This is a genomic window from Halorhodospira abdelmalekii (assembly GCF_016583625.1).
Taxonomy (GTDB): domain Bacteria; phylum Pseudomonadota; class Gammaproteobacteria; order Nitrococcales; family Halorhodospiraceae; genus Halorhodospira; species Halorhodospira abdelmalekii.
Genome location: NZ_NRRN01000060.1, coordinates 1 through 13,476, shown reverse-complemented (window position 1 = coordinate 13,476; position 13,476 = coordinate 1). Strand labels below are relative to the sequence as shown.

The 13,476-nt window shown below is 65.9% G+C and carries 13 protein-coding genes; 12 read left to right on the top strand and 1 reads right to left on the bottom strand.

Annotated features, from left to right (window positions below; genetic code table 11):
• Positions 1–24: 24 nt before the first annotated feature.
• Positions 25–627 carry an NfeD family protein gene (locus CKO15_RS12065; protein ID WP_200196618.1) on the bottom strand — a complete coding sequence of 201 codons (603 nt, stop codon included), beginning with the start codon at positions 625–627 and terminating at the stop codon, positions 25–27.
• A gap of 289 nt (positions 628–916) precedes the next feature.
• On the opposite strand from CKO15_RS12065, the gene CKO15_RS12060 reads away from it, so the two are divergent.
• The 12 genes from CKO15_RS12060 to CKO15_RS12005 all read left to right on the top strand — a co-directional run bounded on the left by CKO15_RS12060 (position 917) and on the right by CKO15_RS12005 (position 13,214).
• Positions 917–1,762, top strand: coding sequence for a metallophosphoesterase (locus CKO15_RS12060; RefSeq protein WP_200196616.1), 846 nt, complete (start codon positions 917–919; stop codon positions 1,760–1,762).
• A 443-nt stretch (positions 1,763–2,205) separates the two neighbouring features.
• The gene (locus tag CKO15_RS12055; protein ID WP_200196614.1) at positions 2,206–2,454 is read left to right on the top strand and encodes an FmdB family zinc ribbon protein; all 249 of its coding nucleotides are present in this window, start codon (positions 2,206–2,208) and stop codon (positions 2,452–2,454) included.
• 12 nt (positions 2,455–2,466) lie between these two features.
• Positions 2,467–2,808 (top strand): hydrogenase maturation nickel metallochaperone HypA, encoded by a 342-nt coding sequence (hypA, locus tag CKO15_RS12050; RefSeq protein WP_200196612.1) that lies wholly within the window; start codon positions 2,467–2,469, stop codon positions 2,806–2,808.
• A 2-nt stretch (positions 2,809–2,810) separates the two neighbouring features.
• Positions 2,811–5,045 carry a hydrogenase nickel incorporation protein HypB gene (gene hypB / locus CKO15_RS12045; protein ID WP_200196610.1) on the top strand — a complete coding sequence of 745 codons (2,235 nt, stop codon included), beginning with the start codon at positions 2,811–2,813 and terminating at the stop codon, positions 5,043–5,045.
• A gap of 33 nt (positions 5,046–5,078) precedes the next feature.
• A complete protein-coding gene (locus tag CKO15_RS12040) occupies positions 5,079–5,471 on the top strand; it encodes a HypC/HybG/HupF family hydrogenase formation chaperone (RefSeq protein ID WP_200196608.1) in 393 nt (130 codons plus the stop codon).
• On the top strand, positions 5,471–6,613 hold the full coding sequence (gene hypD, locus CKO15_RS12035) for a hydrogenase formation protein HypD (protein WP_200196606.1): 1,143 nt from the start codon (positions 5,471–5,473) through the stop codon (positions 6,611–6,613). The genes CKO15_RS12040 and hypD overlap by 1 nt, the downstream gene beginning before the upstream one ends.
• Positions 6,614–6,714: 101 nt before the next feature.
• A complete protein-coding gene (gene hypE, locus CKO15_RS12030; protein WP_200196604.1) occupies positions 6,715–7,740 on the top strand; it encodes a hydrogenase expression/formation protein HypE in 1,026 nt (341 codons plus the stop codon).
• A gap of 23 nt (positions 7,741–7,763) precedes the next feature.
• Positions 7,764–8,951 (top strand): 4Fe-4S dicluster domain-containing protein, encoded by a 1,188-nt coding sequence (locus tag CKO15_RS12025; RefSeq protein WP_200196602.1) that lies wholly within the window; start codon positions 7,764–7,766, stop codon positions 8,949–8,951.
• 79 nt (positions 8,952–9,030) lie between these two features.
• Entirely contained in the window at positions 9,031–9,894 is an 864-nt protein-coding gene (locus tag CKO15_RS12020; RefSeq protein WP_200196622.1) for an FAD/NAD(P)-binding protein, read from the top strand.
• Positions 9,895–9,896: 2 nt separating this feature from the next.
• Positions 9,897–10,754: an NADH-quinone oxidoreductase subunit B family protein gene (locus tag CKO15_RS12015; RefSeq protein ID WP_200196600.1), complete on the top strand. Its 858-nt coding sequence runs from the start codon at positions 9,897–9,899 to the stop codon at positions 10,752–10,754.
• A gap of 72 nt (positions 10,755–10,826) precedes the next feature.
• Entirely contained in the window at positions 10,827–12,140 is a 1,314-nt protein-coding gene (locus tag CKO15_RS12010; protein WP_200196598.1) for a Ni/Fe hydrogenase subunit alpha, read from the top strand.
• Between the two features lie 27 nt (positions 12,141–12,167).
• Complete coding sequence (locus CKO15_RS12005; RefSeq protein WP_200196596.1) at positions 12,168–13,214, top strand: SprT-like domain-containing protein; 1,047 nt, start codon at positions 12,168–12,170, stop codon at positions 13,212–13,214.
• The last annotated feature ends 262 nt before the right edge of the window (positions 13,215–13,476 follow it).

Genomic DNA, 13,476 nt, shown 5'->3' with positions numbered 1-13,476 from the left:
CCCCCCCCCCGAAGAACCAGCCGCTTACCGCTGCAACTCGTCAGCACCTTGCTTATCTTCCGGGCGCCTCGGCGTTTGAGGCTCCTTGTTCTTCCCAGGCGCTTCGGTCGTTTCTGGGGTTGCTTCTGGCAGTGCCGCGATCACAGCGCGATTCCCCTCGATGCGCAGCAACTGCACCGTGCTGCCCTCAGCGATCTCGCGCCCCGGCGTCGAAGACCCATCCGGGGCCGCTCCACCAGCGGCCGTTCCGCCCGCGGCCAGCACCGCCGGGAAGTCCTCGCCCTGCGCCCGAACCCGCAAATTGCCGCGGGCATCGTAGTAGGCCTGCCACGGCATCTCAGCCGGGCCGTGACCGGCGCTCATCAAGCTGCTATTGCCACGGCCGTAGCGGCGGTAGACCCACACCATCAGGGGCGCTGAAAGGATTCCGATGACCACAGCCGCGATCACCTGCGCCAGCAACGGTGCGCCGGCGAGCGCCATCACCATCCCAACCAGCGCCATGACGGAGAAGATCAGCAGCACCCCGCTCGCCGCACCGGCGAGCAAGAGCTCTAGGACGAAGAGGATCGCCGCCATCGCCGCCCATGCGGCCCATGCCTCTTCGGGGTTATTGAGCCAGCCCATGATTCTTTCGATCGCTCCATGCTTGCCAACAGGCTTGCCAACAGGCGCATCAGGCAAGGTGCCATCTTACTAGGAGATCGCCCAACTCGGCCACAGCACCTAGAGGACGAAGCGATCGTGCTCTATAGCGCTGTGACACGCCACACCGCCAGGGGGGCTTTAACAGGTGTTGCAGCAAGTCCGGGGAGAAGCCCATGGTGGCAGCCGTCCCGGTGAACCGCTAGACTGGTCGGCATGGGTAAGAGACTGGATTGGCGCCCGCCAATAAGCAACGACTAAGGGGAATGGTGTGACGGTCTGTGAAGAGCCACTGCGAATACTGCACCTCTCCGATCTGCATCTACGCAGCGATCGACACTGGCTCTACCACGGCGTCCACCCTTGGGAGCGACTCACCGATGTCCTCGTCGGTGTCGACCCCGACTGTCTCAGTGCCCAAGGCTTACCGCGTGCGCCCTTCGACCTGACGGTCATCACCGGCGATATCACTCACGATGAGGGCGCTGCCGTCTACGAGGAATTGGCCGCTGAGCTGGCGACTCTGCAGAGTCCGGTCTTGATCGTGCCGGGCAACCACGACGACCCGGCGGCCTTCCTGGCGGCCTTCGGCGGACGCACCCAGGTCGGTTTTATCCGCGAACAGCAACTCGGCTCGTGGCGCGTTATTGGGCTCAATAGCCAGGTGCCGGGCGAAGTTGCTGGCCGGCTTGGCGAGAGTCAACTCAACTGGCTTGATGAGCGGCTACAAGCAGAGCGTGATCGCCCCACCCTTATCGCCCTGCACCACGCCCCGGTGAGCGTGGGTACGCCATGGCTCGATCGACAACAACTAGAGGATGGCGGGGCCTTTATGGCCTGCCTCGGCCGCCACCCGCAGGTGCGCGGTGTCCTCTTCGGCCACGTCCATCAAGAGTACGCCGGACGGACCGAGGACGGCGTCTGGCTCTTAGCAGCTCCGGCCGTCTCAATTCAGTTCAAAAGCGGCTCGTCGCTCTTTGCCGTCGACCCCTCTCCCCCCGGTGTACGCTGGATTGAACTGTGTGCCGATGGCCGGCTGCGTTCTGAAGTGTGGTGGCTGGAAGGACGCGGTCCCAACCGCGCTGACTTGACGTGGTCAGAGGGGGAGAATTCCTAGGGCGGGGGGCGAGCGCGACCGGACGGTCGGCTCGCTCTCACCCAGCCGGTTGCTCGACCGGCGCCCGACGGGGGCGGTGAGGCGACCCTCCTAAAGGAGGCAGTCCGCGGTCTGCGCACCCGGGGCATCGACCGCCACCTCCTCCCACCGTCACCGTGCACCGGCCCCGATCACCGGCCGACCGCCCTTACCAGCGGCGGAAACGACGGGCAATGCAGGGGGAACCGGCAATCGCCAGCAGGACCAAAACCGCAACGACTAAAGTAGAGCACGTCATACACTTAATCTCCTATGATGGTGTGTGACTAACCGCGACTCGATATGCATGTGCGCTGCCTCAGGGGCAAACCGATGCCACAGTCGCGGCAAGCACGGCGAGTGTAACGACCCACACCCCCCTTGACTAGGGGGGAGGGCAAGAAGAGACGGAGAGATCAGAAGAGATGCCGACTTACGACTATCGCTGCCCGAGCAACGGCCAGATCATTGAGGTTCACCACCCGATGGATGAGCAATTGACCACATGGGGCGAGCTGTGCCGCGCTGCTGGGCGCGATCTCGGCACGACCAACCCAGAGGCCCCGGTCGAACGCCTTCTCTCAGCCGCTGCGGTGGTCAGCAGCGGTGCGCGCTCAGCACCGGAGTACCCGCCCTGCTGCCGCCCCGACGGCATGTGCGGCTGTCGCGAGTAGCGGGAGGCCCGGGTGCACGAAGCGGCGCTGTGTCAGCGATTGGTGGAGATCATCGAGCAGCAGGCGGAGCACGAAGGCTTCTCGCGGGTGCTGCGGGTCCGCCTGGAGATCGGCGCCTTTGCCGGGGTCGAGATCGCCGCGATGCGGTTTGGCTTTACGGCGGTCAGTCGCGGTACGATCAGCGAGGGCGCCGAGTTAGAGATTGAGGCACTTCCGGGACGCGCCTACTGCCTCGAGTGCAGCACGGAGGTGGTGGTACAGCGCCGTTTCGACCCCTGCCCACAGTGTGGCAATCCGTGGCTGCAGAGTAGCGGCGGCGATGAGCTGAATATCCGAGAGCTGGAGGTGGCGTAGTCATGTGCGGAATCTGCGGTTGCGGAGTCTCAAGCCAGAACCACGAATCCACCCGCGATCGCCATCACCAGCACGCTCACCGGCACGACCACGCCCATGATCACAGACCCGATCACGTCCACGACGAACACGGTCGGCACAATCAGCACAGCAACCCCGGAGACGGCGCCCATAGCGGAGACCAGACTCACGACCAGGCCACGACGCAGCGCCGACGGCTCGCTGTTGAGGAGAGTCTCTTCGCCGAGAACGACCGTTTTGCCGCCAGCAACCGCACTGCTTTCGCCCAACGCAGCCTCTTCGTTGTCAACCTCCTCTCCAGCCCCGGCTCGGGCAAAACGACGCTCTTGGAGGCAACCGTCAACGGCTTGCAACGAGGGGGTACGACCCAATTCCCACTCGGCGTAATGGAGGGCGATCAGCAGACCGATCGCGATGCCGAGCGCATACGGGCTACCGGCGCCCCGGTGGTCCAGATCAACACCGGCAAGGCGTGCCATCTCGATGCCCACGCCGTCGGCCACGCCCTAGAGCACTTCCCCGAACTTAGGCGGGGCGTGCTGCTGATTGAAAACGTCGGCAACCTAGTCTGCCCGGCCGGGTTCGATCTTGGTGAGGCGCACAAAGTGGTGATCGTCTCAGTCACCGAAGGCGAGGACAAGCCGCTTAAGTACCCGGATATCTTCGCTGCAGCCGACTTGATGATCATCAACAAGATCGATCTGCTGCCCTATGTCCGCTTCGATACGGCACGCTGTATCGACTATGCACGGCGCGTCCACCCAGGAGTCCGCGTCCTGCAACTCTCGGCAGAGACCGGCGAGGGGCTGGAGGGGTGGCTGTCGTTTCTTGAGGCCGGTGTGCGGCGTGTACGCACCAAGACGACACAAACCGCTGCAGGGGCTTCGGAGGCGAGGCCGCCACCACCGCGCGACTTGCCACCACCGCTGGCGCTGGCCAGCAGCGGCCCGCCGGTATTGGCCACCGGGGCGGCACTCAAGAGCACGATCTGCTGTACCGTCGGGGCGAAGGCCTACGTCAGTGAGCCGATCGGCGATCTCGATCAAGCCGCTGCCTGTCGCGCATTGGCGACGACGGTGGAGCGCTGGCAGCACCGGCTCGCGGTCACCCCGAAGGTGATCGCCTGCGACCTACACCCCGACCCCTACAGTACCCGCCTGGCCGAAGAGTGGGCCGCGAGGCTCGCGGTACCGCTCGTGCGCGTCCAGCACCACCATGCGCATATTGGTGCGATTGTGGCCGAACACGGCTTGACCGAGCCGGTACTTGGGCTGGCGCTCGACGGCGCCGGTCTCGGCCCCGATGGGGCGTCGTGGGGCGGTGAGCTGCTGTGGGTAGCCGGCGCACAGTGGCGGCGGCTCGGCCACCTCGCCCCTCTGCCCTTGCCCGGAGGCGACCGGGCCGCCGCACAGCCGTGGCGGATGGCAGCGGCGGTCTTACACCGGCTCGGCCGGGACGAGGAGATCGTGCAGCGGTTTGCCTCAGAGCCGGCGGCTGCCGGGGTGGCTGAACTGCTTGCAGGTGGCGAGCGAGATGGTGCCGCTGCTGGTGCTCAAGGCACAAGCATTCAGAGCACCAGCCTGGGGCGACTCTTCGATGCCGCTGCCGGTCTGCTCGGCGTGCACTGGCAGCACCAGAGCGAAGGGCAGGCGGCGATGCGCCTAGAGGCGTTGACGGCCGCTCACGGCCGGGTGGCGCCGTGGTCGGCCGGGTGGCAACTGCGCGACGGTGTGCTCGACTTTTCGCCGCTGTTGGCGCGGTTGGCCGACAGCACGAATCCGGTGGCAAAACGTGGCGGCGAACGGCGGCGCACGGCGACGGCCGCACAGCCAACGCCGGCGGGCGATTCCTCGTCAGCCACGCAGCCATCGGGGGCGACACCGGGGGCGGGGCGGAGCGCTGAACGCGCCGCTGAGGCAACAGCAGCCTGGGGGGCCGCCCTGCTGCACACGACCGTAGCCGCCGGGCTGGCCGAGTGGGCGGCGCAAGCGGCCAACGACACCGGGGTCAACCACCTCGCCGCAGCGGGTGGTTGTTGTGCCAATCGGGTGCTGATGAGTGAGCTGGAGCAAAACTTAGCGAGGCACGGGATCACGCTCTACCAAGCGCAGCGCCTACCGCCGAACGATTCAGCCATCAGTCTCGGACAGGCGTGGATTGCCCTATGTACACAGCGGGAGCAAGGGCAAGAGCAACATTTCAAGAGCAACATTTAAATAGCGAGTGAGTAAAGAGTGAGTGAGTAGACCATGTGTCTAGCCATCCCAGTGCGCGTGCTCGAGCTGCTAGCCGAGGGGCAGGCGGTCGTCGATGCCGGCGGTCTGCGCAAGCAGATCGACGTCAACCTAATCGACGCGGTCACCCCCGGCGACTACTTGATCCTGCACGCCGGCTTTGCAATCAACCGCCTCGATCCACACGAGGCCGAGCACACACTCGCCCTCTTCGATGAACTGCTCGCTGCCGAGCGCAACGCCGCGGAGAGTACCGAACCCAGCCATCGACTCAGCGGAGTAGGCAGAGCAGACAGAGCAGACAGAGCAGACAGAGCAGACAGAGCAGACAGACTGGGCCAACCTGACCAGCCTGGCCAACCGCGCGGCGCCGATAAGACGGGTGGATATAGCGAGCGTGAGGGGTAATGCGCTACCTCACCGCGTTCCGCGACCCACAGCGTGTCCGAGCGCTCGCCGCGATGATCCGACGAGAAGTCGATGCAAGCCGCAGTTACCGGCTCCTTGAGTTTTGCGGCGGCCACACCCACACCATCGCCCGTTACGGCCTTGCCGATCTGCTGCCGGAGGCGATCCGCTTTGTTCACGGCCCCGGCTGTCCGGTCTGCATCCTGCCCAGCGCCCGCATCAGCGCTGCGCTTGAGATCGCCGCCGATCCAGCTGTCATCCTCTGCGCATACGGAGATACAGTACGGGTACCGGGCATCGACGGCCGAAGTCTGCTGCAGGCGAAGGCAGCCGGTGCCGATGTGCGCATCGTCTACTCAGCCGCCGAAGCGCTGCAACTCGCCCAGCAACAGCAACAGCAACAGCACCGGCACCAACGCCAAGTGGTCTTTTTCGCCGTCGGCTTTGAGACGACGGCGCCGGCTACCGCCTGGGTCATTGAGCAGGCCGCCACCCAGCGGCTAACCCACTTCAGCGTCTTTTGCAACCACGTCCTGACTCCACCGGCGCTTCACGCCCTGTTAGGAGAAGGGGCCGCCGTCGACGGCCTAATCGGCCCCGGCCACGTCTCTGCTATTGTCGGCAGCGAAGCGTACCAGCCAGCCGTGGAGCGCTTCGCTAAACCGCTGGTTGTGGCTGGCTTTGAGCCGCTTGACCTACTGCAAGCGGTGTGGATGCTCGTCCAACAACTGAACGCCGGCCGCTGTGAGGTCGAAAACCAATATCGTCGGGGGGTCGATCGCATCGGCAACCGCAAAGCGCAGGAACAGATGGCCGCCGTCTTTGAGCCGCGCATCGACTTTACTTGGCGCGGCTTAGGACGCCTGCCGGCAAGCGGGCTCGGGATTCGTGAGCGCTACGCCGCTTTCGATGCCGAACGACGCTTTGCTGTGCACCGGGCTGCGCACCAGCGACACGATGACGAGCCACGCCACTGCGCATGCGGGGCGATCTTGCGGGGTCATAAGGAGCCGGCTGAGTGTCCGCTCTTTGCGACACGCTGCACGCCCGATACCCCGCAAGGCGCCTGCATGGTCTCGGCAGAGGGGGCGTGTGCGGCCGACTACCACTACCGGTACCATCGACAGCGCGCAATCCGCTAAGCTCAGGGCTCTGGCTCTGGCTCTGGCTCTGGCTCTGGCTCTGAGCGCACAACGCACGCTTGCGCAAGCGCAAAAGGCGAAACGAGGGGGGGCGCGGTTCTATGGCGATCGATTGGGTCCACGGCCACGTCGAGCTGGCCCACGGCGGCGGGGCGCGGCGCATGCACGAGTTGATCGAAGAGCTCTTCTATCCGGCGTTCGACAACCCGATCCTGAGTCGCGGTGAGGATCAAGCGGTGCTCCCCTCCCCGCTGAACGGTCGCGTAGCGGTAACCACCGATAGCCACGTCGTCACGCCGCTCTTCTTCCCCGGGGGTGACATCGGCGCCCTAGCCGTCCACGGCACCATCAACGATCTGGCCGTAGGGGGAGCACAGCCGCACTATCTGAGCGTTGCCCTCATCTTGGAAGAGGGTTTAGCACTGGCCGATCTGCGGCGCATTATCGAATCGCTCGCCGCCGCCGCCCGCGCCGCTCGGGTTGAGATCGTCACCGGCGATACCAAGGTCGTCGAGCGCGGCAAGGGCGACGGGATCTACATCCAGACGACGGGGGTCGGCACCGTACCGACGGGCGTCGAACTCAGTGCGCAAGCGATCCGCCCGGGCGATCGGCTGCTGCTCAGCGGTACCCTCGGTGATCACGGCGCGGCGATCCTCTCGGCGCGCTCAGGGGTCGGCTTTACCAGCCCCATTCGCTCCGACAGCGCCGCCCTCCACGACCTCGTAGCGGTGATGCTAGAGGCGGCCCCGGAGATTCGTTGCATGCGCGATCCAACCCGCGGCGGCTTAGCGGCAACGCTACACGAATTGGCGCGGCAATCGGGTACGGCGATGCAGATTTACGAATCGGCTCTGCCGCTGCAGCCTGAGGTAGTGAGTGCTTGCGAGCTGTTGGGCTTCGACCCGCTCTACCTCGCCAACGAGGGGAAGCTAGTCGCCGTCTGCCCAGCAGAGGCGACGGAGCGCCTACTCAAGGCAATGCAGCAACATCCGCTCGGCGCTCAGGCGGCAATCGTCGGCGAGGTCGCAGCCGAGCCGCCGGGCTTTGTCGAGATGGAGACGGTCTTCGGCAGCTGGCGCACCGTCGATTGGCTCGCCGGCGAGCAGCTACCGCGAATCTGCTAATAGTTAAGGGGGCACAATACCGCATGAGCACTGAGAAGGCACCGCGCCCCCAACCGGAGCGCATCCTTGAAGCGACGCAACTGCAGACGCTCATTGAGCTGCTGCAGCAGCGCGGCTATGAAGTTCTCGGACCGACCCGCGACGAAAGCGCGATCGTCTACGGACCGCTTGCCGATGTCACTGCTCTGCCGGTCGACTGCGGCGACGAGCAGGCCCCCGGGGTCTACCGCCTGCGCACCCGCGGCGACGGCGCCTATTTCGGCTACGCCGTCGGTCCACACTCCTGGAAGGCCTACCTCTTTCCTCCGAACGAGGTGCTCTTTCGCGTCCACCGCGACGCCGCAGAGGGTCTGCGCACCGAGATCCTCGGCGCCCCAGCGACCCCGCGCGCCCTGCTCGGGGTGCGCCCCTGCGAATTGGCCGCGCTGGCCATCCAAGATACGGTCTTTACTCAGCAGGCGGTTGCTGATCGCGGCTACGCCGAACGGCGACGCGCCCTCTTTACGATCGCGGTCGACTGCGCCGCCCCGGCTGCGACCTGTTTTTGCGCCGAGATGGCGAGCGGACCAGCGGCCCGTGACGGCTTCGATCTGGTACTGACCGAGCTCTGCGACCCACCGCAGCACCGCTTCGCGATCGCCGCCGGCAGTGCCGCCGGTGCCGAACTGCTCCAGGCCCTCCCGACGCGAGCGGCCAGCGCCGCCGAGCAGAGCGCTGTGTCTCAGCAGTGGCAGCGCGCAACGGCTCAGATGCCGCAACGACTCCCTGCGGAAGAGGAGCGGCGCGCCCTACTCGCTCATTCACACAGTCACCCTCACTGGGAGGCGGTGGCAGAGCGCTGCCTTGCCTGCGTCAATTGCACCCTGGTCTGCCCGACCTGTTTCTGCTCTGATATGGTCGATCGCACCGATTTGGAGGGGGAGGTGGCCGAACGGGTCCGCACTTGGGGGTCGTGCTTCGAGGCCGAACACTCCTACATGGTCGGCGGGCCTCACCGTCACAGCGTAGCGGCGCGCTACCGACAGTGGCTAACCCATAAGCTTGAGACGTGGCATGAGCAGTTTGGCAGCTCCGGCTGTGTCGGCTGCGGCCGCTGCATCACCTGGTGTCCGAGCGGGATCGATCTCACGGCCGAAGTCGCCGCCTTAGCCGAGCACCACGGCGGCTCGACCGCGCCACGCACCCCGGGGGGCATCCATGAAGGCGCATAACCCTTCCTCGCCCTCCTCTGCTGTTGCCGCTGTTGCCGCTGCTGTCGAGCAGCCGACTCCACCGACCGGCTACGAGGCGATGGCCCCGGTGCCGTGGCGCATTGAGGCCGTTACCGCTGAGGTCGCCGACGGCGAGGTCTTCACCTGGTCTCTGTCGCCTTTGGAGAGCCAGGGCGAGCCCCTGCCCCAACCGGGGCAGTTCAACATGCTCTACCTCTTTGGGATCGGCGAGGCGGCGATCTCGGTCAGTGGCATCCCCGGTCGTGATGGCACCGGCTGTGCCACGCTGAGCAGCCCACCCCCCCTCGCCGGCGGGGTCGTCCATACGATCCGTGCCGTTGGCAGCGTGACGCGGGCGATGCAGGCGCTGAGCGCCGGCACTGTAATCGGCCTGCGCGGGCCGTTCGGCAGCTGCTGGCCGGTGGCCGCAGCCGAGGGCCGCGATCTGATCCTCGTCGCCGGCGGCATCGGCTTGGCGCCCCTGCGCCCGGTGCTCCACGAGATCGCCGCGCGGCGGCGCTCCTTCGGCCGCGTCTTGCTCTGCTACGGCGCCCGTTCGCCACGCGATTTGATCTTTCGCAGCGAATTGGAGCGCTGGGAAGAGGAGTGCGAGATCGAGCTGCGCATCGCCGTCGACCGCGGTACCGCGGCGTGGTCCGGGCACGTCGGTGTCGTCACCGAACTGCTCGATCGCGGTGGTTTTAGCGGCCGCAACGCCCTGGCAATGATTTGCGGCCCTGAGATCATGATGGACTACTCGGTGCAGGCGCTGCGCCGCCGCGGGGTGCCTAAGGAGGCGATCTTCGTCTCGATGGAGCGCAGCATGCGCTGTGCCGTCGGCTTCTGCGGCCACTGCCAGATCGGCGCCGACTTCGTCTGTCGCGACGGCCCGGTCTTTCCCTATCCGCGGATGGAGCCTGCCTTTCGCATTCAGGAGCTTTAGCGATGGCCACAGCAACCGGCAGACCGAGCTTGGCCGTATGGAAGTTCGCCTCGTGTGACGGCTGTCAGCTCTCGCTGCTCGATTGCGAGGATGAGCTGCTTGCCATTGCCGAGCAGGTGCAGATCGCCTACTTCCCGGAGGCGACCCGCACGGTCATCGACGGCCCCTACGATCTGTCACTGGTCGAAGGCTCGGTCACCACCCCGCACGACGCCGAGCGCATTCGGGCGATTCGAAGCGTCTCGAAGAGGCTCATTACCATCGGCGCCTGCGCCACCGCAGGCGGGATTCAAGCGCTGCGCCAGTTCGCCGATGTCACGGAGTTTACCCGCTACGTCTACGCCCAGCCGGAGTGGATCGAGACGTTGGCGAGTTCCGATGCCATCGCTGCGCACGTCGCCGTCGACTACGAACTGCGCGGCTGCCCGGTGGCCAAAGAGCAGCTGCTCGAGGTCCTCGGCGCCTTTCTCTGCGGGCGGCGACCGCAGATCCCCGATACCGCCGTCTGCCAGGAGTGCAAACGGAGCCAGGCCGTCTGCCTCTTGGTTGCTGCCGGCACCCCCTGTCTTGGGCCGGTGACCCACGCCGGCTGTCAGGCGCTCTGTCCGCGCTTTGGCCGCGGCTGCTACGGCTGCTTTGGGCCGAAAGAGAACGCTCAACCCGCGGCCCTCTCCGCCGCACTGGCCGCTCAGGGGATCAGCCGCAAGACGACCCAGCGCCTCTACACCACCTTCAATGTGGCCGCCGAGGCGTTTCGTAACGAGAGCGAGCGACTCGAGAGCGAGAGCGAGAGCGAGAGCGCCGCTGAAGCTGCTGCCGCCGCTGCTGCCGCCGCCGCTGAACAAGAGCGCGATCGATAGATCGATCGAGAGACCGATCGAACCGATCGAGAGACAGACAGGGGTGGAGCCGATGGATAAGGGCGCAAAACAATGAGTGAATCCGATTCAAAACCCCAAAGCCGCACCATCGCCGTCGACTACCTCGCGCGGGTCGAGGGCGAAGGGGCGCTCCATCTCGTCGCCGAGGGGGGGCGCGTGACCCGCGCTGAACTGCGCATCTTCGAACCGCCGCGCTTTTTCGAGGGCTTCTTACGCGGGCGCGACTTTCGCGAGGCGCCCGATATCACCGCCCGGATCTGCGGGATCTGCCCGGTGGCGTACCAAACCAGCGCCTGTCAGGCGATGGAGCAAATCGTCGGCGTTGAGGTCGACGGCGCCCTGCGCCTGCTGCGTCGCCTGCTCTACTGCGGCGAGTGGATCGAGAGCCACGGTCTGCACATCTTTATGCTCCACCTGCCCGACTTTCTCGGCTACCCCGACGCCATCACCCTGGGCCGAGATCGCCCCGAGCTGGTCAAAATGGGGCTGCGGATCAAAAAGGCTGGCAACAGCCTGATGACCGCCCTTGCCGGACGCGAGATCCACCCGATCAACGTCCGCGTCGGCGGCTTCTACCGCGCCCCCCACCGCCACGAGCTGACCGCCCTGCGCGAGGAGTTCGAGTACTGCCTGACGGCCATGGAAGGGATTATCGACGAACTCGCCAGCCTGCGCTTCCCTGATTTCGAGCGCGACTACCGCTTTATGGCCCTTACCCACCCCGATGAGTATCCCATCGACCGCGGCGAGTTGGCCCGCAGCGACGGCGCGCGCGCCGGGGTTGAGGCGTACGACGAGTGGCTGATTGAGCACCACGAAGAACGCTCAACCTCGCTACACTCTTACTGCGCCGCGGACGGTACCGCGGTCTGTTTGGGTCCCCTCGCCCGCTATGCCCTCAACCACGAGCGCCTAACACCGCGCGCGGCTGCCGCGGCGACGCGCGCCGGCCTAGACGCTGTCTGTCGCAATCCCTTTAAAAGCATCTTGGTGCGCAGCGTCGAGCTGATCTTCGCCTTTGAGGAGGCGCTGCGTCTGCTCGCCGCCTACGAACGCCCCACCGCTGCGTGCGTCCCGTTCACCGCGCGGGCGGGTACCGGTTACGGCGCGAGCGAGGCCCCGCGCGGGATCTGCTACCATCGCTACTCGATTGATGGGCACGGGGTCATCACCGACTCTAAGATCGTCGCTCCGACCTCGGTCAATCAGCGCGTGATCGAGGAGGATCTGCGCGCCTTCGCCGAACCGAACTTACATCTCCCGGATGAACCGCTGCGCGACTACCTCGAACAAGCCATCCGCAACTACGACCCGTGCATCTCCTGTTCAACGCACTTTTTAGACTTGACGGTAGAGCGCCGTTAGAGCGCCGATGAGGGTCAAAATTCTGCCATGGACAACAACGGTGTGCACAGCGGCAGAGCGCGTGAGCGCAAGCATGAGCGCGGGGGCCAGCCCGCCGTAGGCCGCGATTGGGTACTAGGGCTTGGCAATCCGTCCCGCCAGGATGACGGTGTCGGCATCGCGATCGCCGCAACCCTGGCCGCCGATCCGCGTCGCCCCACTACCCTCGGCATTCGTCAGCTCAGCGGTGAGGCCGCAAGCCTACTCAGCGCCTGGTCACCGACAGACCGGGTGTGGCTGATCGATGCGGTGGTTACCGGCGCCCCCCCCGGAACCGTGCACCGCCTGGATGGCGACCAACTGCTCGATCACCCGCACCCGCCTCTCAGCGGTGCTACGACACGCGCCTCGTCGCACGGCTTTGGGGTGAGCGAGGCGCTTGAACTGGCCAACACCCTAGGGCTGATGCCGCGCCAGCTCACCGTAGTCGGCATCGAACCGCTGGCCTTCGCCGTCGGCGAAGAGCTCTCGGCACCGGTCGCTGCCGCCGTCCCGGAGGTCGTCGAGTGGCTGCTCAATGAGGTCGGCGCCGGTGACGATCCGGTAGCCGAGCGCGTCCAGCATGTAGAGGCGGCCGCCGCCGAGTGGTGGCAACGCTTTGTCGACGACTACCCCACGCTCGCCCGCCACCCGATGCCCGCCGTCACTTGGCTGGAGCGTGGCTCGCGCGCCGGCTGCGCCGACGTGAAAAACTGGACGGTCACATTTAACCGCCCCATGCTCGCCCGCACCGACGGCTACCAGACGATCCTCCCCGAAACCGTCGTCCACGAGCTGGCCCATCTGGTCGCCTACGCCCTCTACGGCACCTGCGGCCACGACCCGGCGTGGCGCAGCGTCATGGAGCGGGCCGGCTTTACCCCCAAGCGCACCCACGATCTCGATATCACCGGCCTGCCGGGGGTGCAGCGGCGTTGGCGCTACCGCTGCAGCTGCGGCGATGTCTACGTCACGACGACGCGCCATAACCGCATTCAGCGCGGCGCCAATATCTACTACTGCACCCGCTGCCGAGAGCCGTTGACCCAGGGCTGATCGAGCGAAAAGGGGACAGCGAAAAGGGACCAAAAAGGGGACGGTGCGGCCTGGCAAGGCCGCGTGTTCTAGCGGGTGAGAGTCCCGCCTAGGTAATCGTGAGCCGCGAGCCTAGTATCGAGCCTTGCGGCGTGGCTGGCAACGGTCGTGTCGATGCGTAGGCACGAAAGCAGGCGAGGTGCAAAGGTAACGGGTGAAGCCGACCCTGAAGGTATTGAGCCCCGAAAATTTAGTCGGAGAGTGCTGACGGGTTTGTCCCCCC

Bases quoted from the DNA above. Each gene is read 5' to 3' on its own strand.
- hypE (WP_200196604.1), top strand. From the start codon at position 6,715: ATGGCGATCGATTGGGTCCACGGCCACGTCGAGCTGGCCCACGGCGGC.
- CKO15_RS12010 (WP_200196598.1), top strand. From the start codon at position 10,827: ATGAGTGAATCCGATTCAAAACCCCAAAGCCGCACCATCGCCGTCGAC.
- CKO15_RS12020 (WP_200196622.1), top strand. From the start codon at position 9,031: ATGGCCCCGGTGCCGTGGCGCATTGAGGCCGTTACCGCTGAGGTCGCC.
- CKO15_RS12015 (WP_200196600.1), top strand. From the start codon at position 9,897: ATGGCCACAGCAACCGGCAGACCGAGCTTGGCCGTATGGAAGTTCGCC.
- CKO15_RS12005 (WP_200196596.1), top strand. From the start codon at position 12,168: ATGGACAACAACGGTGTGCACAGCGGCAGAGCGCGTGAGCGCAAGCAT.
- CKO15_RS12025 (WP_200196602.1), top strand. From the start codon at position 7,764: ATGAGCACTGAGAAGGCACCGCGCCCCCAACCGGAGCGCATCCTTGAA.
- hypB (WP_200196610.1), top strand. From the start codon at position 2,811: ATGTGCGGAATCTGCGGTTGCGGAGTCTCAAGCCAGAACCACGAATCC.
- CKO15_RS12065 (WP_200196618.1), bottom strand. From the start codon at position 627: ATGGGCTGGCTCAATAACCCCGAAGAGGCATGGGCCGCATGGGCGGCG.
- CKO15_RS12040 (WP_200196608.1), top strand. From the start codon at position 5,079: ATGTGTCTAGCCATCCCAGTGCGCGTGCTCGAGCTGCTAGCCGAGGGG.
- CKO15_RS12055 (WP_200196614.1), top strand. From the start codon at position 2,206: ATGCCGACTTACGACTATCGCTGCCCGAGCAACGGCCAGATCATTGAG.
- hypD (WP_200196606.1), top strand. From the start codon at position 5,471: ATGCGCTACCTCACCGCGTTCCGCGACCCACAGCGTGTCCGAGCGCTC.